We start from the raw sequence: 23,983 nt of genomic DNA, 5'->3' as shown, positions 1-23,983 counted from the left end.
CCCTTATTTAGCCTAACCAGTTGCCTGTGGCCATGCCCAGACCGCGCCAATCCCTGCCGGTAGCGGCCTTATCATCTACCTGAACTGACTGTTCGGATGTAAGCATTTATCCCAATAGTCCAAGATTGAACGCAGCTGTTCTTTTAAGCCATTAAAGGTCCGCTCTTTTTTAAAGAACCCCTGAATGGTCATCCGGTACGCCGTATTGACCAGGTCCTGATCAGCCGCCGTCGTTAAAAAAACGAAGGGGATACATTTCAGTTTCAGGTACTCATTCAACTCAATCAACTGACGAAGTTCAATGCCGTTCATGGCCGGCATATTCACATCACTTAGTATCACTAAAGGCGCTTCCGGGGCCATGAGTAAGTACTCGATGGCTGCAGCGCCAGTGTTAAAAAAGATAATGAAATTCACAATTCCCAAGCCTTTGAGGGCTTGCTCGATAAAGAGTTGATCATCTTCATCATCTTCAATAACCACAATGGGCGCTTTGCTGGTCACAGGAAATAGGTCAAATGTAGAGACTGTCCGGGCCTGAGGTAATGACTACCCGTCGTTGACCTCGGGAGTGTAGGGAACACAAATATACTAAAATACGAATAGCTTGAGCATCGCCTGGCGGCTGGCCATCGCCCAGCAAAGCTTACCCGATAGACCTGGTCTTTTCCTCATACAGCCTGAGAAAGGCAAGGCCGTCCTGGATGGATTCTGGTCGATCCATCCAGGACGGCCGAAAAGGCTCCTGCTGGACAAAAGCCGTCGTTAACCAAACATACTTTTCTACCGTAGGTTATTTAGGGGTAGTTACTTTAACCCCTGCCCCACTGGGACAAACCACGATGTTACCGGCTGAACATCCCGAGGAAATTAACAGGCTACACGCCTTACGAAGATACGCCATCCTGGACTCTTTACCCGAGGACGACTATGATCATATTACCCGCCTGGCATCCCAAATTTGTCAGACACCCATTTCCCTGATTAGTCTGGTTGATGAAAAACGGCAATGGTTCAAGTCCACCCAGGGGCTTGCGGTGCGGGAAACGCCCCGTCAATATTCCTTTTGTGCCCACGCTATTCTCCAGCCCAATCAGCCCTTACTGGTGCCCGACACGCGCCAGGATAGCCGCTTCGCCACCAATCCCTTTGTGACGGGTGAACCGCACGTTGTTTTTTACGCGGGCATACCGCTGCTCGATGCGGACGGCTTTCCTTTAGGCACCCTGTGCGTTCTGGATAACAAGCCCCGGCAATTGAGTGAGGAGCAACTGGAGGCCTTGACCAGCCTAACCCGTCAGGTGGTCAATCTGCTCGCCTTACGAAAAGCCAACCAGGCCTTGCGGCTGAGTGAACAACGCTACCAAACGCTTTCGGCTGAGCTGGAAGAACAAGTCCAGACCCGCACGCAGGACCTCAAACAGGCCAACGAGGAGCTCCACAAAGCCAATGCGCTGTTAACCAAAGCCAATGAGAACCTGCACCAGTTTGCCTCCGTGGCTTCCCATGACTTACAGGAACCCCTGCGCAAGATTGAGTCGTTTGGTAGCCTGCTCCTCAACCAGTATGCCGATCAGTTGGGTGAAGGACGGACTTACCTGGAGCGAATGCAAGCCGCGGCTGCTCGCATGTCCCTGCTGATTCGGGACTTGTTGAGCTATTCACGAATAGCCGCTCTGCATGACCGTCGCCAGTTGGTTTCCCTCTCCGGGGTGGTCCAGGCGGTGCTGGTCGATTTGGAGTTAGTCATTGCCGAGTCGGGGGCTATTGTCCAGGTCGACCCCTTGCCGGAGGTCTTAGGGGATTCGGTTCAATTGAGTCAGCTCTTTCATAATCTATTGAGCAACGCGCTTAAATTTAGCCAGCCCGGTCCGTCTGAGCCTTCCCCGTCAGCCAAAGCGCCGTTGATTCAAATTCGTGTTCAAACGCTGCTGGCCAAACACTTACCCGCATCGGTAACCCCGGCCCTGGCGGCCCCCCTTTATTACCGGATCGATGTGCGTGATAATGGGATTGGTTTCGAGCAGAAACACGCGGCCCGCATCTTTCAGGTCTTCCAGCGCCTACACGGCAAGCATGCGTTCGCCGGTACCGGCATTGGGCTGGCCATCTGCGAGAAAGTGGCGAGAAATCATGGCGGTGCCATTAGTGCTACGAGTCAGCCTGGGCATGGAGCGACCTTTAGTGTTTATGTACCCAATTAGGGTACGCCCGGTTGGCCGGTTCTAGCACCTACTAGCGTCTTTGGTATTAGCCAAGGCAGGTAGCCTGCCAGGCTCGTATTCGCTGGGACCAGGTCAAGTCGATTGACAACCGGCGCCCTACTGGCCGGCGCTGTAAGCAAACGAGGTCCCTAAACTTCCTTCCAGCCGACCGGCTTATTCGAATTGTCCTATGGCTTGGATGAACGACAGGATGATTGTCTGGGCAAGTTGATTAGTACCGCCACGGTTTGGCTCCTGTATGGGGGATGAGGCTTCAGATTTTGGGGTTAATCCCACGGAATTGGGAGAAAGGGGCGCCGATGAGGACGATCATCACCTGTTTAAACAGGCTCCACCGTACACTGCTGGAGCCCTTGGGACTGACTTATCCACAGTTTCTGGTCATGCTCGTTCTCTATGAGGGTACTCCTGGTACGGTTGGAGAGCTTGGCCTGGTACTCTGCATGGACAACGGAACGCCCCCCTCTTGAGACGCCGAGCATTGAGCTGACGCTCTGCGGCCCCATAAGCTCACCTGTTGGCAAGCTATTCCAAATTCAGGAATCTTACCACGACACAAACCTAAAGGGCAGCCCCGTATTTTTTAACTGAGCCCTGACGGTGGTTCTATTGCCGCTTAGAACACGGTCGGTATCATGTATGCCTACTCTGGTGAGGATCATCTGAACGGTCCGCGGCCGCGGGGATCTACTCTTTGACCAAGGGGCCCGTGCCTTGTGAGTTACGTTTGGACAAAGCCCGGTCGCTGGAGCGGGTTAAGACTAACTTTCAACTACAGAGCGGTAAACTAGCCTGATCAGAAACAGTAAAGAAAAGATAATTTTGTGCTAAGCCATGCTGACGGTTTAATCTTGGCGCATGGTGTAAAAATCAGTTTGATTAATTGGCATATAGGCGAAATAGTTTAGTTCTACCGTACCTCATTCATTTTCAATCACAGCCATGTCTACCTCTCGTCGATCGTTCTTTCGCCAAACGGCAGCCGCTGCTGGTGCCCTGACACTCCCGGCGTTTCTTCCTGAAACCTTCGCCAGTCCTGTCTCAACAGCCGATGCCGGGCTGAAATCGGCCGCTCAATGGGCGCAGGACGAAGATTTCTGGTCGTGGGTGAAGTCGGAGTATACGGTATCGCCTAACCTGCTCAACCTGAACAACGGTGGCGTTTGTCCGCAGCCGAAGGTCGTGCAGGATGCGCACATCCGGTTTTACCAGTACTCGAATGAAGCCCCATCGTACTACATGTGGCGGATTCTGGACCAGGGACGCGAATCGCTACGTAGTAAACTGGCCGATCTGGCGGGCTGCTCGGCTGAAGAACTCGCCATTAACCGAAACGCAACCGAGGGATTGAATACGGTTATTTTTGGTCTGAACCTGAAAGCAGGGGATGAAGTAGTACTAACTAAACAGGATTACCCAAACATGCTCAACGCCTGGAAACAGCGCGAAAAACGTGACGGCATCAAACTGGTTTATCTGAACCTTGACCTGCCCAGCGAAAACGAAGACGCGCTTGCCCAGCAGTACATTAAGGCGTTTACACCCCGCACGAAAGTCGTACACGTAACGCATATGATCAACTGGATCGGGCAGGTGATGCCGGTACGAAAAATTGCCGACGAAGCGCACAAACGCGGTATCGAAGTGATTGCCGATGGTGCGCACTCATTTGCCCTGTTCGATTTCAAAATTCCTGACCTTGGTGCTGATTATTACGCCACCAGTCTGCACAAATGGCTCAGTGCTCCTTTTGGTAGCGGGATGCTGTATATCAGGCAGAACAAGATACGTAACGTTTGGGCGCTGCTGTCGAACAACGAACCTGATGGACCCGATATCCGCAAATTTGAGAGTCTGGGTACGCGCTCATTTGCATCGGAAATGGCTATCGGTACGGCCATCGATTTTCACAACAGTATCGGTTCAGCGCGAAAGTTTGCCCGGGCGCATTACCTCAAAAATTACTGGATGGGACGGGTAAAAGACTTGCCCGGTGTGAAAATTCATACATCGCTAAAACCCGAATTTGCCGGGGCTGTAGGGATGTTTTCCATCGACGGAATGAAGCCCAGTGAAATTGATGGACAATTGCTCAATACGTATAAAATTCACACAGTCGGAATTGACTGGGAAAACATTCACGGCGTTCGTGTAACTCCACATGTGTATCATTCACCGAAAGATCTCGACCGACTCGTAACGGCCATTACCGCCATGTCAGAAAAACAGGCTGTTGCCAGTAAAAAGAAAAGCTGATTCGAGCTATAACCCCGAAAGATGTTTTTCGGGGTTATAGCTCGAATCAGCTTTAACGATATTTTACGCTTGTACCACCGACGTTAAACGTAGTATTACGTTACGTATGGGTAAGCAGGGATTTCGTATCAATCAGTAATTCGATTCTTCCGGAGCCGGTTAGGAATAAACCGAAAAATGAATGGAGCATACATTTATGCTTCGATTACGCGTTGCTGAATGTATTCGCTGGCCGATACGCCGAACTGTTCGCGGAAGCTTTTCGCAAAATACGACAGATTGGCAAAGCCGACATCGTAGGCAATTTCTGATACGTTGCCTGCCTGCGCTTCCAGTAGCTGGGCCGCTCGCTTCAAACGTAGCGTTCGCAGAAATTCTGTGGTTGTTTGACCAGTCAGCGCCGTTAGTTTCCGGTGCAGTTGCATCCGGCTCATGCCTACTTCCTGACTGAATTCTTCCGGACCAAATTCAGAATTGCCCATGTTTTCTTCGGCTGCTTTCATGATCCGTTGTAAAAATTTCTCATCGGTCGACGTAACGACAATATCTTTAGGCTGTAGGCGGATTTCGCGCCCAAACCGCTCCCGCATTCGCCGACGCATCTCGATCAGGTTCGATACGCGGAGTAATAACTCGCGGGCATCGAAAGGTTTGGTCAGATAATCGTCGGCACCGGTTTCCAGACCCTGTAGTTTACTTTCCTGCGTAGCCAGAGCGGTTAATAGAATGACCGGTATGTGACTGGTTCGCTCGTCGGTTTTTATATGCTGACACAATTCCAGCCCATCCATTTCGGGCATCATAAGGTCGCTGATGATCAAATCCGGCATTTCGTTCCGAGCGACTTCCAGCCCCAGTCGGCCGTTTTCGCGCTCGATGACCCGGTACTGGTTTTGCAGGTGATGCCGAATGTACGTTCTTAGATCGGCGTTGTCTTCCACAACCAACAGCAGCGGCTTATCGGCTACTGCATCGATACCCGTACTTACCTCGCCCGGAACCTGAGCTATGGGTACGTCAGCGATAACGAGAGAGCTGGCGGGACCAGAAATCAATACGTCGTCAGCGGCTTCGTCGGTAACCACACATTGCTCCAGCGGCATTTGCACCACAAATCGGGCCCCCTGACCGGGCAGACTTTCGACCCAGACGCGCCCCCCATGCAGATCAACCAGTTCTTTTGTCAGCGCCAGTCCAATGCCGGTTCCTTCCTGGTCGCTGTATTGTTTGGAGCCCTGGTAAAACCGATCAAATACTTTATCGAGATGAGCGCCCGCAATACCGGGACCGCTATCCTGAACGGTGATACGTATCGCCGATTGTGCATCCGGTACTGTTTCGACAATCAGCCTGATCTGACCATCGTCGGGCGTGTGCTTAAAGGCGTTGGATAGTAAGTTTGACGTTATTTTTTCCAGTTTATCGGCATCGAAAAGAAACCAGAACGACGTTTCCGGAATCGCCAAATCGAAATCAATGTGGCGGTAATCGGCCTGTGAGGAAAAAGAGCCCATCATAACCCGGAAGAATTGCGCCAGATCACCGGGCTTAGGCTTGAGTTTCAGCTGGCCCGATTCGAGCTTAGACAGGTCCAGCAATTGATTGATCAGTTCCAGCAGGCGTTTGGCGTTGCGGTGCATGACGTTCATCTCAGCAGGCTGGACCAACTGATCACTGGATGCACCAGCTTTTAGTTTATCCTGTAACGTACCCAGAATAAGGGTTAGAGGTGTTCGAAACTCGTGGGAAATGTTGGCAAAAAAATGTGATTTAGCCTGATCCAGCTCCTGTAATTGCTGAGTTTTTTGTTCCAGTTCAACGGCCTGCTGAGCCAGTTGCTGATTACTCAAAGCTACCTGGGCTGATTGTTCAGTTAGCAGCTCATTGGCGGCTGTTAGTTGAAGCGTTTGCTCTGCGAGTAGCTGATTCTTGGCCGCTACGTCGGCACTTTTCTGAACCAGTAACTGATCTTTACGAATTTTTAGTCGCTGGCGGCTGACAACCAGCCCTCCAATCAACAGAAGCGTTAGAAAGCCAATAATGCTAATATTCCGAATAAGGGCCGTTTGTTCATTATCTTTCCGGAGCAGCTCAATTTCCGCCTGTTTCTTTTCCGATTGGTATTCGGCCTGAACGCGTGCAATCTTCTTGGCACTTTCCTCATTAAATATCGAATCTTTTAAAGCAGTCCACCTCAACTGAAAATCGTAGGCTTTGGTGAAATTGTCCGTTCTGGCATACGCCGTTGATAATCCTTTGTAGGCATGGACACGGTCTTTTTTGTTCCCCTGATTTTCCGAGAGCCGCCGGGCTTTTTCGTAAGACGTTAGGCTTTCAGCGTACCGGCCTGTTTGTAAATGGACATCCCCCAGCCCCAGATAGCCCATTAGTGAGTGCGAGTTGTATCCCAGCGGTTCGCCCAACTGAATAACGCGTTGAAAAGCCTTTCCTGCCTGTTCATACTGCCGGCGACTCAGGTACAATTCCCCCAGATTATTATCGCAGACGAGTATACCTACCGGTTCGTTCGTGGAAACAAACTGATTGCGGGCCTGGGTTGTATACGCAACGGATTTCGCATAATCGTTTTTCAACCGATAGATCTCACCGATATTGGTCAGAAGTCCTGCCCGGCTGCGCGCTGTTGTGCATGTACGGTAAGCCAGCCAGTAGTAGTGCAGGGCCTGATCATACTTATCCTGATCCTTAAAAAGGACGCCGATAAAATTGTACGTATTGGACACACCTTCCCGATCACCCAGCTTTTCACTTATTTTCAGTGATTTAAACAGGTAATCCATTGCCAGGGAAAAATTGCCCATGTTATGATAACACATGCTTAAATTGTGGTAAGTACTGCCACGTCCCTGATCCGATCCGGCCAGCTGAAAATAATGTAACGCCTTGTTGTATTGCTGAATCGCTTCCTGATGTTTTCCCTGCGACCAAAAATAGATACCCAGGCTTACGTAGCTTTTGGCCATACCCAGCGGATAATCCAGGCGTCGGGATAGTTGCAGCGCTTCGTCGGCATATTGCCTGGTCTTCTCCGGGTTTTTGCTCCAGTACAGGGATACAGCCTTATTGAGCGTTAGTACCCGATTTGTATCCTGACATGCCTGGCGTAACACCCCTTCGAGGCTATCCAGCTTGGTCCGTTGCGCAAAGACTGCTACGTTGAGTATACACCCAATAAGAAAAATAGAAAACGTGAGCGCGTATTTCATGAAAGAGGAAGATCCGGTTCGAGGAAACCCACGTCTAGCTTCTTCTAACGCCTATAAGGATGCAGCCGCAGGTACCTGCGAATCTGGGTCCGATTCACTGATTTTTTCTGGGCTATTGAGTAACTGACCGATTTAGTTAGTGTGTACCCGGTGCGGCTGAGTGGCTTGCAGGAAAGTAGAGCCAACCTCAAATTAAATGCCGAATACATAATAAGGGGGTAAGAGTGAATTCAACGTTTTCTGATTACTTATGCCGGCAAAAGATACATCTGAAAGTCTATAAAAGCTTCGATTGCGCCTGTATGATATAACTAAACCTTGTTTTTTTATAATTATATTAAATAAATCAACCTTGTTACAATAGCGCAAAAGCTTGTTACAATAGTGCTACGCCCCCCTGATTAGCCAATATACCTTTGCATCGTCTTCTTGATCAAGCGACAACGCGGAACATACCACTAGTTCGTTCACATAAACCAACCGTCCGACGAACTAGTCAAGGCGTTCTTTAGGTAAAGGGGGAAGCTGAAAACCCGAATAGAGTAAGCATAAACAACAAATTTCAATAACCCGCGTCAGCGGAACACACCATGAAAAAAGTATTGTTTCTCCTTAGCTTAGTATGGGCTACAACTGCCTGCCAACAACAAGATGTCAATCCGCTGTCACCTCAGCCATCAGCCGCAAACCCGATCAGCGCCACCAGTTCATCGGCCCGCTTAGGTATAGACATCGACCGGACGCAACCCATTCAGGTGCAACCCATCCAAATCTTGCCTTTCGGGACGGTCAATTACAGTGGAGAAGGCACCTCCGCTATGCAATTTCCCACACCGACCCGGGGGGTAATTGTTCTGTACTCAAAGTACATCAACAAGCAGCTTCCATGGTCTAACTCAGGCAAAATTGTGAAGCGGGTTGTTGCCTACCGCAAGAGCCTGGAACAGATGAACTACTATTTCCATCTGACAAGTTTTACGGGTGAATATAACGGGCCGCAACAGCCGGAAGTGACACCAGACAGAAACCAGTTGAACGCGGGTAATTCGTGGTATTTAAAAGTTCTGCCGGGCCAGCATGCCTTCTACTATCGCTATTACGACGCCAATAATGAACTGATCAGCGTGGGCCAGTTTCATAATCGCGATGTCAAACCGATGCAATTCGCTTACATCGGTGACTAACGGGTCGTTACTGATAAATACCCGCTACGTTTCCCCAACAGCCAGTCTGGCCAGACTGGCTGTTGGGGAAACCAAATTCAGTTTGTAAAAACCGTGTTCACTACGTTACTGAACGCCATCTCGACGAGGGTAAAATGACCAATCGCCCTGTAAAGCTGGACGTATATCAGCCCGGTAGTCTTGCCACTTTCCAGGCATGATTCACTTAATGGCTTACGGCTTAGTACAGATGATTTTATGAGTAGAAAAAAGCTTTTTAAATTCTGTTTCCATCTGTTGAGTTCTCGCGATGTACGGCACGGTTGGTTTCACATGGTTCCACCAGCCATAAGCCATTAATTCTACTTTCGCAATCTGTAATCGATTTGCGGAATTATAATTTTGCCGAAACACTTCGTCAAGCTTCTCAGGTAGCCCACTACTTTTTTTCTGTTCCTCATTCAATTGTTGCCAAGCCGTTAATAAAGCAGTTGTATCGCCCGATGTTAAGGCGTTTACGTAGTAAGACCCTACCGAATCGTAAATGCTAGTCCGTAGCAGTTCTGGATTCGCATACGCTCGAATAGCCAGTTTTTTGAGTACGTATTCCGATTTTATTGCTCGTATTCGTTGTTGTTTCAGCTGTTGCCAGTAAGGCACTTCGACAGGCGTGATTTTGTGAAGATGCGTGAGCATTCGCTCAAAGTCCCGACGGAGATTGTTTGTATCAAGTCTGGGTAATTCGTCGGGGGTAGCCGCCACTGCCGGTGCTTCCAGATACCAATTGTCCATCCAGAGGGCGTTCGTATGAGTTAGTTGCTGCTTCGTATACTGGCCAGGGTTGAATGTGCTCTGGTAGTCACATAATTCGGTAGCCCACGCGAAGACAGCCGTGCTGTTTAGATCAGTACGTTGTGCGCTTTCCGTTGAACAGGACATTGTAATCAGCAGGAACAGCAGAGAAAGAGTTCGTTTCATGGTAGGATGTGAATACGGCGTCAGCTGAGCCGACGCCGTGCAGGTTTCATTCTATAGGCACAACTGACGATTTGTGAGCATAAACCACCAGCGTTTGCTTACTTATTGGCCGAGTGGAGACAGGACGGGCGGAATGGTCACAAATTCAAACGGTACGGTGTCCAGATAAGCATTGGTAAGCCCATTGTAGCGATCCCGGTTTGCAATGAAGCCCTTGCTATCATATTTGTATTTATAGTATTCATTCGTGGTCAGTACGTTGTTGACGGCTACCTTCCTGCTGTAAAGCAATTGCTTACTGAACGATCCAAAGACGTTTAGGTAGGGCTCCATGTACGACTCGTTAATATCTGGATTAAGGCGCAGATCGTTATCGGACGCATAGTAATTGAAGGTTATCGTCTGCACTAATTTGCCTGAGGGATTATAGTACTTGATCTGGGATAGTGTCTGGTTTTCTCCATAAGTGAAGGCGTACTTTTCAAAGGAATCATAGGTGGCTGAACTGATCAAGCCGAGCTGACCCGTTTCGGGCTTGTAAGCTGCTGTATATTTTTGTTCAGAATAGACGGGTTGCTGCTGCTTATTTACCGTCTTAAAACCGATTAGTTTACGGGTCTCGAACGTAGTGGCCCGCCCACTGACATTCAAGTGGTAACGAACTTCATCTACCATCAGGCCGTTCCGGGAAGTTTTTACAGTACATCCTCCCGACGGGTAGCTATACTCAACGGTCGAGATTCCATCGGAAACGTTGACCAGCCGATTTTTTTCATCGTAGCTCAGCGTTCGGTTGCCATGCTTGATGAGTCGGTGTGGAATGGTAAGGGCTGGCAAGTCGCCGGCGGCTGAAGCTGCTCTTGCGCCAGCCGATGTTTTGGGTTCAATGGGTTCAACAGTCGTGTTCTTTTCGCAGGATGATAGGCTGATCGTTGTAGTTAAGGAAATGAGAATCAATGCGTGTTTCATTAGTACGTATTATTTATTAAAAAGTGAATGATGGGATAACATGTCAGGTCCTCCCGGAGGTGATTGACGGATCAAAGTTGAGGAGTGCACTCTACCCATTTCAAAAATTTTCCTACCAATCGCACGCCCAGATCAACGAATCGTAAGCAGAAGCGAATGAATAGCCTGAATGGGACTGCCATTGACCATGGAGGTTAATTGAGTTAAAAAGAATGGGGCTGAGGTGATTTCAAACGGGGTTGCTAAACGATTTATCGGCCTTTATGCGTCGTTTATTAAATGAAAACCGCCCTTCAATGGATCATCCTTGAATGGTAGTTTGGACCGAAGTTAGTTTTGAGTCGTAATCAATTAAACAACAAATACATATGACATTTGAACAAATTCGACTGGTTCGGAAAACCTTTCAACGTATTGCCAACGTAGCACCTGAAATTGTTGGAGGGGTGTTTTACCATCGCTTATTTGACGTAGCCCCCCAGGTACGTCCGCTGTTCAGCCGCAGATCGTTACCCGAGCAATCGCACAAGCTGATGACCATGCTCACCTACGTAGTGGACCACCTCAACAGTCTGGATAAAATCGTAGAAGAAGTATCGGCGCTGGCCCGTCGTCACCAGCAGTATGGGGTTCAGGAAGACTATTATGCCTACGTTGGTGAGTCGCTACTATGGACCCTCGAACAGGCACTAATGGACGACTGGACACCTAACGTCAGGGAAGCCTGGACAGCCTGTTATACGTTGCTTTCTGAAACAATGATCCACGCAACTCGTCCGTCAATAGGCGCCTTACGCCCCTCAGAACCTTATCCGCTTAGTTATGCACCCGGTTATTAAGATCATCTTCTACATTGCGCTGGGTGTTAATGGTTTAGTCAGCGCACTTTATTTTTTCGGGATGCTCTACTCCTTATTCTTTCCAAAGCTCCCCAATTCAGTCCCTGAAAACCTGGCATTCCTGCTTATTTCAGGAACAGCATTGGGCCTCCTGGGGTGGGCTTATCATCTAACAATTATACAGGCAAGGGTAGGAACGGGCTTTGGTATGCTGACACTAGCCTACCTGGCCTGGCCAATATTACTGGTTGTTGCGTTTATTTCCCTCCCCGTAACAAACTGGCGTTAACAGCCAACGAATCGTTCGGAGTACTATTTGTTTCTACTTTCCACTTAATCAAGTCTTTATTGCCGGAAAATTCTCTGGCTACGACGACACAACCATCACACCAACAATGCTACGTCTTCTGTTACTAATTGACACAATTGCGCTACTCATTGGAACATACAGTTTCACAAGCGGCCGTATTCCCGCAACCCCTTCGAATATATTTATAGCTGTGTTCGGCTTCGTTGGCATCAGCATGGTGATCGGTAGTTTGATCACTTTTCAAAATACGCGAACATGGATAGATCGTACCGACACAGTCACTGGCGAAGTGATTGATTACGAAAGTCATGCGTCGTACGATACCGAAAAAAACCGTACCACTACGTTCTACCATCCAACAGTTCATTTCCGGACGCATGGAGGGGAGGATGTTACGTTCACATCCTCAGTTGGCTCGTCGAAGCGCAGTCATTCCATTGGTGGCCAAATAGGCGTCCGCTACCTACCCAGCGACCCGGGGGATGCGCAGGTGGATGAGTTTATGAGTCTTTGGCTGGTACCGATTGTGCTGAGCGCTATTGGCCTGCCCATGTCGTTCGTTTCGCTAGGACTAGCCTTTTCTATTTTTAAAGTGTAAAATTCATAGGATGATTGTATGAAACAGAATCAGCAGGAACAGGCGCCGTCCTACGATTGGCGGGAACAGTATGAACAGGCTGCAGGGAAAGAACATAACCGCTACACTACGTTATCGGTTGCCGATATGCTCCAACGTATTGATCAAGGGGTGTATGGCGAGTACAACATGATTTGGCGTACTCTGGCCGAAGAAGCCACGCTGCAACAGGCTGGCTGGACGATGTTTCGGGTATTACAACGGAACGAGGTGGACTACCTTATCCGCTGTAACTGTGCCGAAGCCCTGCTCGAACTGCTGGGCCGCACCGACGTAATGCAGACGCTGGACGAAGCTGTTAAGCTAACCAGCGGTACACTCGTGGAACGAAGGCCCTACCTGACCGCTCTGCAGCAGGAACTAACAGAACGGCTTGGCGGAGAATCCACTTAGAAACTGGACAATCACTGCCGTCTGATACGCTGGCGATAACGTTTTAATCTAAAAGCGACCAAGTCTATCGATGTATCTATGAAGCAGACACATGAAGGCTCCTTCGTTATAATATGGAGGAAATAGTGAGACTATCCAATAAAAGGATAGTTGGTTTATAAAGTATTGAGTCAGAGACAGCTTAATGGCTGTCTTTTTGTGTACCAGGGAATGTCCATCAGAGGTTCCGTTCCTACAGGCTTCCTTTATTTTTCCTGGCTTTTATATAAAATATGAGCCCGGCCAAAAGAAAGGCTAATCCGAGTTTATCTTAACCTTGTTAACGGCCGTTGTATTGATGACTATTCCCCCTGCGCCCAGATCAAGTTGTACCTTGGTTAGCTCAGAGCCATGTTTTGGCTTTTCCGGAGCTAATGAGGCTTTGTAACTTTTAGAGCTAGTTCAAAATTTTACCGGATTGGTTTTACCCTGCAACTAAAATAACCAATGCTTGTCCTTAGTAGCCCTATCGTTTACAATAAACCAATGTAAGAAGGGGCTTGATTGAATAAAACAGCCGAAGTCGCCTACTAATCAACAACAGTACGTCAATAGTATGAATGCCGACACCATAGCAAAAGCCATTTGGATTACCCTCTTTCTCTTTGCAGCTCGTTTCGCCTACGCCCAACAAACCCTCCAGACAAAAATAGAAGAGTTGAAAAGCGATTACGACGTGCAGGATAGCATCCTGATAAAGACCCAGGATGGCGCAACCCTCTCGGTCATGATGGTCCGAAAAAAAGGAGTAAACCAACTCCAGCCCGTGGTCCTTCAATTTACCATCTATGTGCGCGATACAGGACGAGATATCAAATCACTGAAAGAATCGGCCGATAAGGGATACGTAGGTGTAATCGCCTACTCAAGAGGGAAACGATTCAGTACCAGCCATATATATCCTTACGAACATGAAGCCAACGATGCTTACGACGTCATTGAGTGGATCAGTAAACAACCTTGGTGCAATGGCAACGTTGGCATGTTCGGTGGTAGCTACAATGGCTTTTCGCAATGGGCAGCTTGTAAAAAACTACATCCGGCCCTTAAAACTATTGTACCGTATGTGGCCAACAGGCCGGGAATGGGATTACCCATGGAAAACAACATTTTTGTAAACCCTAATTATGAATGGTCGTTTTATGTAGGCAACAATAGATACCTGGATACACTTGTGGGGAATGATCGGAAACGCTACCGACAACTGATGTTCGACTGGTGGCGAAGTGGAGCGGCTTACAATAAAATGGATAGCCTCGATGGCAGACCCAACAAATGGTTTCAGCGCTGGATTAGTCATCCTAACTTCGATAGCTACTGGCAGGAAATGGCACCTTATAAACAGGACTTTGCCCGTATCGAAATTCCTATTCTCGCCTTTGACGGCTATTACAATGATTCCCAAAATTCAAGCCTCTATTATTTGAAAGAGCTACAGCAGTATAGCCCTAAAACACCTTGGTATCTGGTCATTGGTCCTTACGGACACTTTGGCACCCAGATCGGCGGAGAGCGAGTAATTAACGGCTATAGGGTAGATTCGGTAGCCTTGTTCGACATCAAGCAACTAACTTATCAGTGGCTTGATTATGTGTTAAAAAGCGGCCCCAAGCCGACTATGCTGAAAGATAAAATCAATTATGAAGTTATGGGCGGGAATGAATGGCGTAGCGCTCCTTCACTCGCTAAAATGAATAATGGATTCTTAACGTTTTACCTGACTGACAAAAAAACAAATGGCTTCTATTCGTTAAGCCCCAAAAAACCATTAACAACGGGTTATCTGAGCCAACAGGTCGATTTCGCTGACCGGCAAACCAGTAACAACAATTACTATCCATATCCCCTTGCGCGAAAGACAATTGACTCGAGCAATGGCTTTGTGTTTGTCAGCGAACCCCTAGCGCAACAACTGCTGGTCAATGGCTCCTTCCTGGGTCAACTGAGCATCAGCATCAATAAAAAAGATGTCGATCTTGGCCTAACGCTATATGAGTTAACACCGACGGGAGAATATTTTCATCTGTCCTATTACCTTGGTCGGGCGAGTTATGCAAAAGACATGACAAAACGATTCTTGTTGAGGCCGGGTGAACGAACGACTATTGATTTTTCGAATACGCACCTGGTCAGTAAACAGGTAAGCAAGGGAAGTCGGTTGGTGCTGGCCGTCAACGTCAATAAGAATCCATTTTCCCAGCTGAATTATGGCACAGGAAAAGAGGTCAGCACAGAAACTATATTAGATGCGAAAGAGCCGTTGCAACTAAAGTGGTACAACAGCAGCTACATCAAAGTGCCTGTTTGGCGATGAAGCACAGCGACTGTCTGTAAGGGCTTGCTTAAAAAATCCGGTCGATGTTCGATAAATTGTGAGAGTCTCGACTTAATTGAAGACTTTACCAGCTAATCACTTGTTAGTTCGCCATCTATTATTCTACAAATACGACAACACGTCTGAGTGAATAGTCGATTTTAATGCTTTGGTGACAATGAGAATGGGCGAGAAAAAATAAATAGTTTCTACAAACATAGATTGTTCGATAAGATATTGAATACATCCCTGTATTATACAGGCATGCAGCCAGGTCAATTCCAGGCTATTTCTAAATTAAAATCCTTTCAAGTCTTTCTCAAACTTTCTGATAATCTTTACGTTAGAGCAGTTGAAGCAATCAAGATTATGAAGCCAATTGTTGCTTCTTTGCTGAACATACAGATACTTGAAGGTAGTTTACTTACGGGTTTTGGCGTCGACCAGTCCAGCCGGCTGATTGATCTTGTGCAGCATTTTCAGCAACATCGGGAAGCAGAACCCGACTTGAATTTCTGGATTTTATGGTGATGCACTACGGTGCTAATTCTGACTATCAGAAGCATCACAACCATAGTCATCATAATCTGCCAGCCGTCTTTTCTTCGTCTTGAGTAAGAGCGGTTTGTGAGACGTAGTTAGAAAGGCTTAAACGAAGTAATCTCATACATGCATCCAATGGATTTATAATTCACTGAGTCTACAAAACGGCTTTACTGTTGAAGCATTTGGCAGGTCAGTTAAATCTAAGTAAGCCTAGGCGATGGTAAACAGTTTTTATCATTTCGCCCAGCGGCCACAAGAATTGATAGCAGGCTATCCAACTTCAAGACGTAATCATGGCGTCCACTTTTTTACCATATCGGTGGCCACCGTAGTGTGGCCCGGCCGCCGATCTGGGGTGGAAGTGTGTCTTCCAAACAGGACCGTTATCACCCAAGAGCACTCTAGTTACTCTCTCACTAAGCCAAACTTCTTGTTTTTGAAGTCAATTACTAAGATCCGGTCCAAAAAATAGCTGTTGCCAAAGCTGCCTATTACACCCGCTTCATCAAAAATGGGTTCGTGATAGTGGTAGGGATCAGGGTGGTAATAAATAACTTTAGGTGTAAGAACGGTGTTACCTAGCCGAACTTCAGATTGCATTCTGGCTCCATATATATCCGAATACTTGCCCCAGGTGGATACACGCTTGATGGTGTCGGTAATTGCCACAGGGTTATATTGAAGCACTAAAGCTACTTAACCGGGTCATTTAGTTTCTCATTAAAGAAGCCTACAGAATTGCTTCTTCGTCTCGGGTTGAAGCCTTTTAAGAGATAGCGCAAAAAATTGATTTGCATTAACCTGGGTTTTACCATCTTATAGAGAATTAAACTGTCTCGCAAAAAGAGGGTACAAATACAACCTCCTTTTTAGCAGAACAAAGACGGTCCTTAACGAAAAAAGTTGGCTCGGAAACTGGAGGGCGATTCGCCTGTTTTGGCCATAAACAGCCTACTGAAATACGCTGGGTCGTCATAGCCAAGTTCGTACGCAATTTCTTTAGCCGTTAGCGCCGTATGGACCAGTAGTCGTTTGGCTTCCAGGATGATCCGATTCTTGATCACCTCGTTGGGCTGGGGAAGCCGTAGCCGGTTGAATTTGTGGGTGATCGTTTTGGGGGCCATGCACAGCAAGTCTGCATAATCCGCTACGGTATGCTTCGATTTATAATGCGCTTCGACAAGGCGGGTAAACTGGCGAAAAAATTCCAGATCGCTTGGCTGATCGGTTATAGTGCCCGCCAAATGCTGTCGTTTCCAGGAGCGCGTCGCCCGGATCAGCAGTTGTTTAAGGTAAGTACGGACCATTTCCTCTAGTGAGCTGTCGCCCAGCTTGAACTCCTGGATCATTTCCTTAAAGAGGTAGTTTAGATAAGTGATTTCTTCGTCTGAAACCTCCACGTTGGGCATATTGCGAATGTTGTTGAATAATAGCCCGTCGCAGGCCACCTCCTGGTCATGAATTTGGATGCAATAAAAATCGCGGTTGTAGTAAATGAAATAGCCGTTTTCCAGGCCTACTTCTTCGATCTCCAGGTATTGATTGGGGCTGATAAAGAATAAAGTTGGCTGCACCGTGTGATAAACCGAAAAATCTACACGGAGCTTAAAGCCGGTCGGTAAATAGAAGATTTTAATGTATTGTTTGAAGTCAGGACCGTTAAGAGATGCCATCTCCTCCCTACTCACAGGAAGTAAACCGAGTGTCTTTACATGATTAGTGAAAACGGTGGCAGACATGGTTCGGTAGAGGTAAGGGTAGAAATGGTTAGACCGGCTGAAGAGGTAAAACGCACCTGTGGAGCCATGGGAATAGCCATGGCTTCACAAAATGCATCAGGAAGTTAGTTAGCTCCGGGCAAATTTTTCGAGTTCGGCGTTGAATTTATCTCTTTCCTCCAGGAAGAGACCATGACCACTCTTTTCAAATCGGATCAGATAAGAGCCTTTAATGCCTTTGTGCAACTGCTCCGACAAGCTAAAATCACATAATTTATCTTTTACACCGTGAAATAAGGCGACGGGAATGGTAATTTTTGACAACGCAGGACGTAGATCCAGGTCGCGCAGCGCCGTTATGGCTTGCGTAGTCGCGTAGGGCGATGCATCCAGGTTGATGCTTTCCAGCCAGTTGAGGGCTTCCGGGGATAGTCCGCCTTCCTGCCCTTCAAAGCCTTTGCCGAAACCGGCGATCAATTGCTGCCGATTCGTTTTAATTTGCTGAATTAAATCAGTTGCGCCCTGGTCGGATATGCCGTATGGATACCCGTCCCGTTGTTTCCACGATGGGCCGGTGGCACCGAACAAGGCTAGTTTGCTGATATGGGCAGCATTGTATTTCGTCACGTAGTGCAACGTGACGGCACTTCCCATCGAAAAGCCACCGAGTACGGCATTTTCAATGTTCAGTTTGTCCAGCACCACTTTAATGTCGTCGGAGAACGTATCGAAATCGTATTTTCCATAGGGCCGGTCTGATTTACCAAATCCCCGGAGCGAAATACCGATTACGCGGAAACCTTTGTCAACCAGATACTGGTATTGGTATTCATACATCGCATTGTTGAGCGGCCATCCGTGGATGAGCACCACGGGCTTCCCCTGACCCAAGTCGACTACGTGGAGTTTAACGTTTTTTTCTACTTCGATGTACTCCTGCCGTCCGGCGGATGCGGGCTGGCGCGTTTGGGCAACGAGTACTTGCGTTTGGATGAAGGTGACGATAAGTCCGATGGTCAATGCAATGGTTTTCATATCAACAGTACGTTTTTAGTTAAAAGGTAACCAACTAACCGTTAGCCAGTTGTCGTTGAATTCGACAGTGCAAAGTTGGCGGGAGAAACGGCGCGGGAGAATGGATAAAAAGCCAAGCGCCTTGTACATTTTTCCCGGCAGGCAAATTTACCTAGCGTAGAAGGTCGCTAATTGGGCTGCTCGCCGTCTGACCAGTACGTTTTTCATCGGCTCGTACCGGGCCAGTTCGATATCGGCTTTCGTCACAACCACGTAAAATGGCTGCTTCAACTTAGCCGTAAGGTGATAGATCGTCGCCAGTTCGGCAATGTCCTCAGACCATGCCGCCATTCCATACAAAGACGCAAAGGGCGTCTTCGCGAGCTTTCGATAAACCTCCGGCGCCCGGCTGATCGACAGGGGGCGACCGCTTCGAAAACGGGTTTGTTCCAGCAACGAATCCAGGTATCGGTTATCTGGCCTGTTCATCGTACGCCAGACACCGTTTGTAAACCGGGTGGGCTCAATGACTCCCTGAGGTTCGGAGGGACGGGGCGTAAGTTCGGTCACTGCGTCGACAATGTGGGTAGCCTCGTGCATCAGTACGTAGATAATGGCATCCAGATTGCCTCCTTCCACGCGTACGGAACAGGAAGCCGTATCCGAAGGCTCAAAACACGTAGCTTCTTTCCAGGTTGCCCATTCTGAGATCGTCTGATCCAGTAAGCCCGCCCGAAACGTAATATTGAACATCTTCGACAAACCGCCTGAATCAACGGGTGACGTTAACGCCGTGTTTGGCATATTATCCATAAAGCTGATGCTGTGCAGATGCTGCTTCAAGATACGCTGATGCAAAGGGGGCAACAGCGCAAACGCATGGCGCACCTTTTCGTTTTGAACGGGTGTCAACTGGTGGTTAACGGGCTTCATGCCAGCGTCACGAAACATATCGAAAACACTGGCCGGTGCAACTCGTATCCGTTGCGACGGGTCATTTTTGTCTGTGGCATCTAGCTTTTGCGCCAAAGCAGATGCTGCATAAAACACCATTGCTAAAACTAAAATAGCCCATTTACCTATCGATTTACCGGTCATATCGTGGTTCAATCGTAAAACTTGAGATGATTGAGCGGGAAGCTATGTTGAAATATAGGCGTTCCCCCGAAGTTATTCGGGCGAATTTACGCCCGCTACATTTACCCCGAAATCATTAATGAGCGGATGAGGGTACCATCCAGGTCCAGGTGATACTGCATAGGGGCAGGACTTCCGGGAAAAGTGCCTGTTACTTCAACGGTTAGTACAGCCTTTAAGCCCGTTTGCTGATAATCAATCGGTTTGGCCTGCATTTGATACTTTTCCGTTGCCTGCTGTATCCATTGTTTTATTGCGGCTTTGCCTGAATAGGTATGCCCTTCATCGGAAACGGTAGCGTTGTCCGTAAAATAGTCCGTAAATCCAGGGAAGTCCTGTTCGTTTTGTGCCTGCACAAACCCTTCGATCGTGGCGGGTAGTTTCATGGTTGAGTCTTTTCGATTTGATTAATGATGATTGTTTTCAAAAATGGGTGGCTATCAGTTTTTAAATCGTTGGGATTGTCCCTCCGTCAATAACGAATTCTGTTCCACTCAGGTAGTTCGCTCGCGGTGAGGCCAGGAATCCGACCAGTTCCGCGACCTCTTCTGGCTCTGCCGGTCGACCGGCCGGTATCCCACCTAAAGCATCCATAACGCTTTGGCGTGCCTCCTCAATAGAACTATTTGAACTCTGGGCGATCCGCTCCAAAAATCGTCCAACATTTTCCGTCATGATCCATCCTGGGGAAACGGTCAGTACCCGCACGCCTTTGGAAGTAACCTCTTTCGATAACCCCTTGCTGTAATTGATCAGCCCGGCCTTAGCTGCCGCATAGGGAAGCGTTGCGTCATATAAGGGAAGCCGCCCCTGGATGGACGCAATGTGAATAATCACGCCTTCACCGCGTTGGACCATACCCGGTAAAAAACCACGATCCAGCCGCACGGGGGCTAACAGATTCGTTTGAATCGTTGATTCCCAATCATTGTCAGACAGCACGGCAAACCCACCGCCTGGCGTTTCTGAACTCCCCATATTATTGATCAGGATATCCAGATGGCCAAACTCACGGAGTAGTTGGCCGACTACCTGCTGAGTTCCTTCCGGTTTGCTCAGATCAGCCGCGATAAAATGAAGACGATCGGTTTGCTCTTCCGGCTTATTTCTGGCGGTGATGATCACGGTTGCTCCTGCTTTCAACAGGCGATCGGCGATTGCTTTGCCTGCGCCTTTAGTACCTCCCGTTACCAGCGCGATCTTACCGGCCAGCTCATTTTCAAAATTGAAGTCCATACTGTAGCTTATTTGGTTAAGGCAAAATTCGGCAGTACGGTAGGGGCTGACAAGTACGGATTTACGATTCAGATAGGGATAAATTTATCCCTATCGAACAACTATAGGGATAGGGTTATATTTGCCGAATGTACGAACGAAAAACGATGCCCGACTTGCTGTGCGGTCTGGACTTAATTGGGGAAGTGCTGTATGGAAAATGGAAGATGCGGCTTTTATGGTTTATCCACCAGGGCTTTCAGCGTCCCAGCGAGTTACAACGAAAAATTCCGGGTGCCTCCCGCCGGGTGCTGACTATGCAGCTGAAGGAATTGGAAAGTCACGAGCTGGTGGCTAAGATAATTTACCCGGTCCTTCCGCCGAAAGTTGAATACTATCTCACTGACTTTGGCCAATCCCTTATTCCCTTAGTTGGTGCGATTGGCCAGTGGGGTGACCAGCATGAGGAGCGACTACGGACGCTTATTATAAAGAACAGGCAACCTTAGCATTTATGCCATGAGTTCAAGGTTGAGAAGCTACGAGCTTTCCGCAAAATCATAGCATAACGCCCAAATTAAGAAGCTGCTACATGAAGGATTCTTTATCTTATGCCGTTACGTTTACGTGAGAATAAGTAATTCGTGGCTACAAATTAAGGAATCCAACAACTCTCAACTCAAAGTATTACTGGCACAAAACCTTTACGTATTCCCTTTAGGGCGGCTACGCTGGTGACCAAACGGTATAGTGCTTTTCTTGCTTTTTTACAGAAACCTACAATCTAAATGGACGAGAACTGGCCAACGTGCGGGAGGCCCCCTTGCAGCGTGGATCGGCCTACATGCTTATAGATGATGACGATTTAATAACCACGATTCAGGATGCGAGCCGAAAAGGGTTTCGGAATCTGGCGAGTGTCATTGCACAGAACCAGAAACATACCATCCGCATTCCGATGCAGTTTATTGATCGTGAATCGTTGTAAAGCTTTTTGCCCGCCTGATTCATGCAACGACTTTTACTACTCCTGATTCCCTGGTAGCTTCACTGCCCTAGGCCGTTGAGCACAACACGTCGACGTCAAAACAATTCCGACGGCTGATCTCCTCGGAATCGGTTATTACGTTTAACAACCGATTCAGAAATTGGATTCGGTGAACATTCTACGCTTTGAATACCTCTACAACGGAGGGGCGCTGGTATCGGCCACTTCAATAACGATGGTTGGCAGGACGTTTTTTTACTGGCAATCAGGTTTCTTCCCGCTTGTATTTGAGTACAGGACAGGATAAAGAAAAATCCGCTGCATTTCCAGGACGTAACGGAATCAGCGGGCGTTACTATTGTTGACCTGAATCAGGACGGTTGGCAGGATATCTACGTCAGCGTAGCCGGTTACGACAAAGACACGACCAAGCGCGCTAATCTACTGTTTATTAACCAGACGAGAGAGAAAGGCGGCTCTGTTCGGTTTCGGGAGCAGGCTCGCGAATGTGGCCTAAACGATATAGGTTACAGCACCCAGACCGCCTTTTTCGACTACGCCCACGACGGTGACCTGGCGGCTTATGTATTAGAAGCTGTTCGAGTTAGGTTGCGTTTGAAACGAGAAAGCCGTCCCACTGAATGCTGACTAAAGTTTCCAGTAGCCTATGTATTCGCTTAGACCTTAATTGCCAAAGGGGGATAGCCAAAGTGTTCCTGAAATACCTTCGTAAAATACGACTGCGAATTATACCCAACCGCTTGAGCCACCTGGGCTACGTTGAACTCACCCGTTTGTAGCAGTTCGACCGCTTTGGCTAGCCGCACACTGTGAATAAACCGGGTAGTACTTTGGTTGGTCAAGGCGATTAGTTTCCGGTGAAGCTGGACGCGACTCATGCCTGCCTGTGCCGCCAGCCAGTCGGCCCCAACGGCCTCGTTAGTCAGGTGATCGAGGATAAGGTTTCGCAGCCGAGTCAGGAATCGCTCTTCCTTGCTCAGGCGTGGATCAGAAGTCGTCATCCCTAATTCACTCGATGATTGACTCGTGGTCAGTCGGCGTTGCCAATTCCAGCGGGTACGCAGGGAGTTACCGATACGTAGCTTCAGTTCTTCTAAACTGAAAGGCTTGTCAATGTAGTCGTCAGCGCCTGCGCCCAGCCCTTTCATACGGCTTGCATACGAAGCTTTGGCTGTCAGTAGGATGATCGGAATGTGACTGGTTCGTTCATCGTTCTTTAATCGCTCAACCAGTTCATATCCGTCCAGTTCAGGCATCATTACATCACTCACGATCAGGTCGGGCACGTCACGTAATGCCTGTTGGAGACCCATTCGGCCATTATCTGCCGTTACAACCCGGTAGGATGCTACCAAGTGACTGCTTACATAAGAACGGAGTTCATCGTTGTCTTCGATGATCAATAACAGGGGAAGATACGTATCGATTGGCTGATCCAAAACTTCCTCATCAGCCACCGATAAAAATGGATCGATGGCCATGGGTAGATCGACTGTGAAACAACTACCCTTACCCACGGTACTTTTCACCTGAACCGTGCCGCCCAGCCAGTTCGTTAATTCATGCACTAAAGCCAACCCGATTCCTGTGCCCGAATGCGTCCGGGTCAGTGAATTGTCGACCTGATAGAACCGCTCAAAAATGCGCGGTAACTGGTCGGCCGGAATGCCAATACCCGTATCGGATACCTGCAATAAAAGGTGATGATCAGCACTGATTCGAGCTTCGACACGTACCTGACCACCCGCGGGGGTAAATTTTAACGCGTTAGACAACAGGTTGTAGGTAATTTTCTCCAGTTTTTCGTCATCGAACCGGTACTGTCTGGAACTCGCTTCGTTAGGATCGGGTGGGACGGCATACGAGGCTCCGCTCCAGTCAAGGTCAATCTGTCGCTGCCGGGCCAGGTCCCTCAATTGGGTTGTTACCTGCGCGATAAAAGCAACCGGATCGCCCACACAATCCCGCCGGTCGAGCTTACCGGCATCCAGCCT

General features: G+C 48.3%; 22 protein-coding genes. 11 read left to right on the top strand and 11 right to left on the bottom strand.

What is annotated here, in order from left to right:
- Positions 1-75: 75 nt before the first annotated feature.
- On the bottom strand, positions 76-504 hold the full coding sequence (locus ACOJS8_RS13520) for a response regulator (protein WP_420149072.1): 429 nt from the start codon (positions 502-504) through the stop codon (positions 76-78).
- Positions 505-704: 200 nt separating this feature from the next.
- On the opposite strand from ACOJS8_RS13520, the gene ACOJS8_RS13515 reads away from it, so the two are divergent.
- Together ACOJS8_RS13515 and ACOJS8_RS13510 are read left to right on the top strand one after the other, a co-directional pair.
- Positions 705-2,204 carry a sensor histidine kinase gene (locus ACOJS8_RS13515; protein WP_420149071.1) on the top strand — a complete coding sequence of 500 codons (1,500 nt, stop codon included), beginning with the start codon at positions 705-707 and terminating at the stop codon, positions 2,202-2,204.
- Between the two features lie 963 nt (positions 2,205-3,167).
- Positions 3,168-4,481, top strand: a complete 1,314-nt coding sequence (locus tag ACOJS8_RS13510) for an aminotransferase class V-fold PLP-dependent enzyme (RefSeq protein WP_420149070.1) — start codon at positions 3,168-3,170, stop codon at positions 4,479-4,481.
- A gap of 194 nt (positions 4,482-4,675) precedes the next feature.
- Here ACOJS8_RS13510 and ACOJS8_RS13505 read toward each other — a convergent pair whose 3' ends face one another.
- Positions 4,676-7,708, bottom strand: coding sequence for a tetratricopeptide repeat protein (locus ACOJS8_RS13505; protein WP_420149069.1), 3,033 nt, complete (start codon positions 7,706-7,708; stop codon positions 4,676-4,678).
- 602 nt (positions 7,709-8,310) lie between these two features.
- Here ACOJS8_RS13505 and ACOJS8_RS13500 point away from each other — a divergent pair.
- Positions 8,311-8,892: a hypothetical protein gene (locus ACOJS8_RS13500; RefSeq protein ID WP_420149068.1), complete on the top strand. Its 582-nt coding sequence runs from the start codon at positions 8,311-8,313 to the stop codon at positions 8,890-8,892.
- Positions 8,893-9,105: 213 nt separating this feature from the next.
- Here the strand turns inward: ACOJS8_RS13500 and ACOJS8_RS13495 are convergent, their stop codons facing one another.
- The gene (locus ACOJS8_RS13495; RefSeq protein WP_420149067.1) at positions 9,106-9,849 is read right to left on the bottom strand and encodes a hypothetical protein; all 744 of its coding nucleotides are present in this window, start codon (positions 9,847-9,849) and stop codon (positions 9,106-9,108) included.
- A 102-nt stretch (positions 9,850-9,951) separates the two neighbouring features.
- Positions 9,952-10,818 (bottom strand): hypothetical protein, encoded by an 867-nt coding sequence (locus ACOJS8_RS13490; protein WP_420149066.1) that lies wholly within the window; start codon positions 10,816-10,818, stop codon positions 9,952-9,954.
- A 368-nt stretch (positions 10,819-11,186) separates the two neighbouring features.
- Between ACOJS8_RS13490 and ACOJS8_RS13485 the strand changes: the two genes are divergently transcribed.
- The 6 genes from ACOJS8_RS13485 to ACOJS8_RS13460 all read left to right on the top strand — a co-directional run bounded on the left by ACOJS8_RS13485 (position 11,187) and on the right by ACOJS8_RS13460 (position 15,881).
- Positions 11,187-11,657, top strand: coding sequence for a globin family protein (locus ACOJS8_RS13485; RefSeq protein ID WP_420149065.1), 471 nt, complete (start codon positions 11,187-11,189; stop codon positions 11,655-11,657).
- On the top strand, positions 11,641-11,946 hold the full coding sequence (locus tag ACOJS8_RS13480) for a hypothetical protein (protein WP_420149064.1): 306 nt from the start codon (positions 11,641-11,643) through the stop codon (positions 11,944-11,946). Before ACOJS8_RS13485 ends, ACOJS8_RS13480 begins: the two co-directional genes overlap by 17 nt.
- A gap of 106 nt (positions 11,947-12,052) precedes the next feature.
- Positions 12,053-12,565, top strand: a complete 513-nt coding sequence (locus ACOJS8_RS13475; protein ID WP_420149063.1) for a DUF3592 domain-containing protein — start codon at positions 12,053-12,055, stop codon at positions 12,563-12,565.
- 18 nt (positions 12,566-12,583) lie between these two features.
- Positions 12,584-12,997 (top strand): hypothetical protein, encoded by a 414-nt coding sequence (locus ACOJS8_RS13470; RefSeq protein ID WP_420149062.1) that lies wholly within the window; start codon positions 12,584-12,586, stop codon positions 12,995-12,997.
- 595 nt (positions 12,998-13,592) lie between these two features.
- Positions 13,593-15,350 carry a CocE/NonD family hydrolase gene (locus tag ACOJS8_RS13465; RefSeq protein ID WP_420149061.1) on the top strand — a complete coding sequence of 586 codons (1,758 nt, stop codon included), beginning with the start codon at positions 13,593-13,595 and terminating at the stop codon, positions 15,348-15,350.
- A 369-nt stretch (positions 15,351-15,719) separates the two neighbouring features.
- Complete coding sequence (locus tag ACOJS8_RS13460) at positions 15,720-15,881, top strand: hypothetical protein (protein ID WP_420149060.1); 162 nt, start codon at positions 15,720-15,722, stop codon at positions 15,879-15,881.
- A 420-nt stretch (positions 15,882-16,301) separates the two neighbouring features.
- Here ACOJS8_RS13460 and ACOJS8_RS13455 read toward each other — a convergent pair whose 3' ends face one another.
- The 6 genes from ACOJS8_RS13455 to ACOJS8_RS13430 form a co-directional block, all read right to left on the bottom strand.
- Positions 16,302-16,565 (bottom strand): hypothetical protein, encoded by a 264-nt coding sequence (locus ACOJS8_RS13455; protein WP_420149059.1) that lies wholly within the window; start codon positions 16,563-16,565, stop codon positions 16,302-16,304.
- A 221-nt stretch (positions 16,566-16,786) separates the two neighbouring features.
- A complete protein-coding gene (locus ACOJS8_RS13450; RefSeq protein ID WP_420149058.1) occupies positions 16,787-17,635 on the bottom strand; it encodes a helix-turn-helix domain-containing protein in 849 nt (282 codons plus the stop codon).
- A 108-nt stretch (positions 17,636-17,743) separates the two neighbouring features.
- Entirely contained in the window at positions 17,744-18,649 is a 906-nt protein-coding gene (locus ACOJS8_RS13445) for an alpha/beta fold hydrolase (protein ID WP_420149057.1), read from the bottom strand.
- A 147-nt stretch (positions 18,650-18,796) separates the two neighbouring features.
- Positions 18,797-19,738: a hypothetical protein gene (locus ACOJS8_RS13440; protein ID WP_420149056.1), complete on the bottom strand. Its 942-nt coding sequence runs from the start codon at positions 19,736-19,738 to the stop codon at positions 18,797-18,799.
- An 89-nt stretch (positions 19,739-19,827) separates the two neighbouring features.
- Positions 19,828-20,151 (bottom strand): nuclear transport factor 2 family protein, encoded by a 324-nt coding sequence (locus ACOJS8_RS13435; protein ID WP_420149055.1) that lies wholly within the window; start codon positions 20,149-20,151, stop codon positions 19,828-19,830.
- Between the two features lie 61 nt (positions 20,152-20,212).
- Entirely contained in the window at positions 20,213-21,001 is a 789-nt protein-coding gene (locus tag ACOJS8_RS13430) for an SDR family oxidoreductase (RefSeq protein WP_420149054.1), read from the bottom strand.
- Between the two features lie 128 nt (positions 21,002-21,129).
- On the opposite strand from ACOJS8_RS13430, the gene ACOJS8_RS13425 reads away from it, so the two are divergent.
- Positions 21,130-21,489 (top strand): winged helix-turn-helix transcriptional regulator, encoded by a 360-nt coding sequence (locus ACOJS8_RS13425; RefSeq protein ID WP_420149053.1) that lies wholly within the window; start codon positions 21,130-21,132, stop codon positions 21,487-21,489.
- 299 nt (positions 21,490-21,788) lie between these two features.
- Positions 21,789-21,968 (top strand): hypothetical protein, encoded by a 180-nt coding sequence (locus ACOJS8_RS13420; protein ID WP_420149052.1) that lies wholly within the window; start codon positions 21,789-21,791, stop codon positions 21,966-21,968.
- A gap of 677 nt (positions 21,969-22,645) precedes the next feature.
- Here ACOJS8_RS13420 and ACOJS8_RS13415 read toward each other — a convergent pair.
- Positions 22,646-23,983 (bottom strand): ATP-binding protein (locus ACOJS8_RS13415; protein WP_420149051.1); only part of this gene is annotated, 1,338 nt, incomplete at its 5' end.

It is taken from the genome of Spirosoma sp., from assembly GCF_048594605.1.
Lineage (GTDB): Bacteria > Bacteroidota > Bacteroidia > Cytophagales > Spirosomataceae > Spirosoma.
Note: the sequence above shows the minus strand (reverse complement) of the source record. Positions and strands in the feature narration are given on the sequence as shown.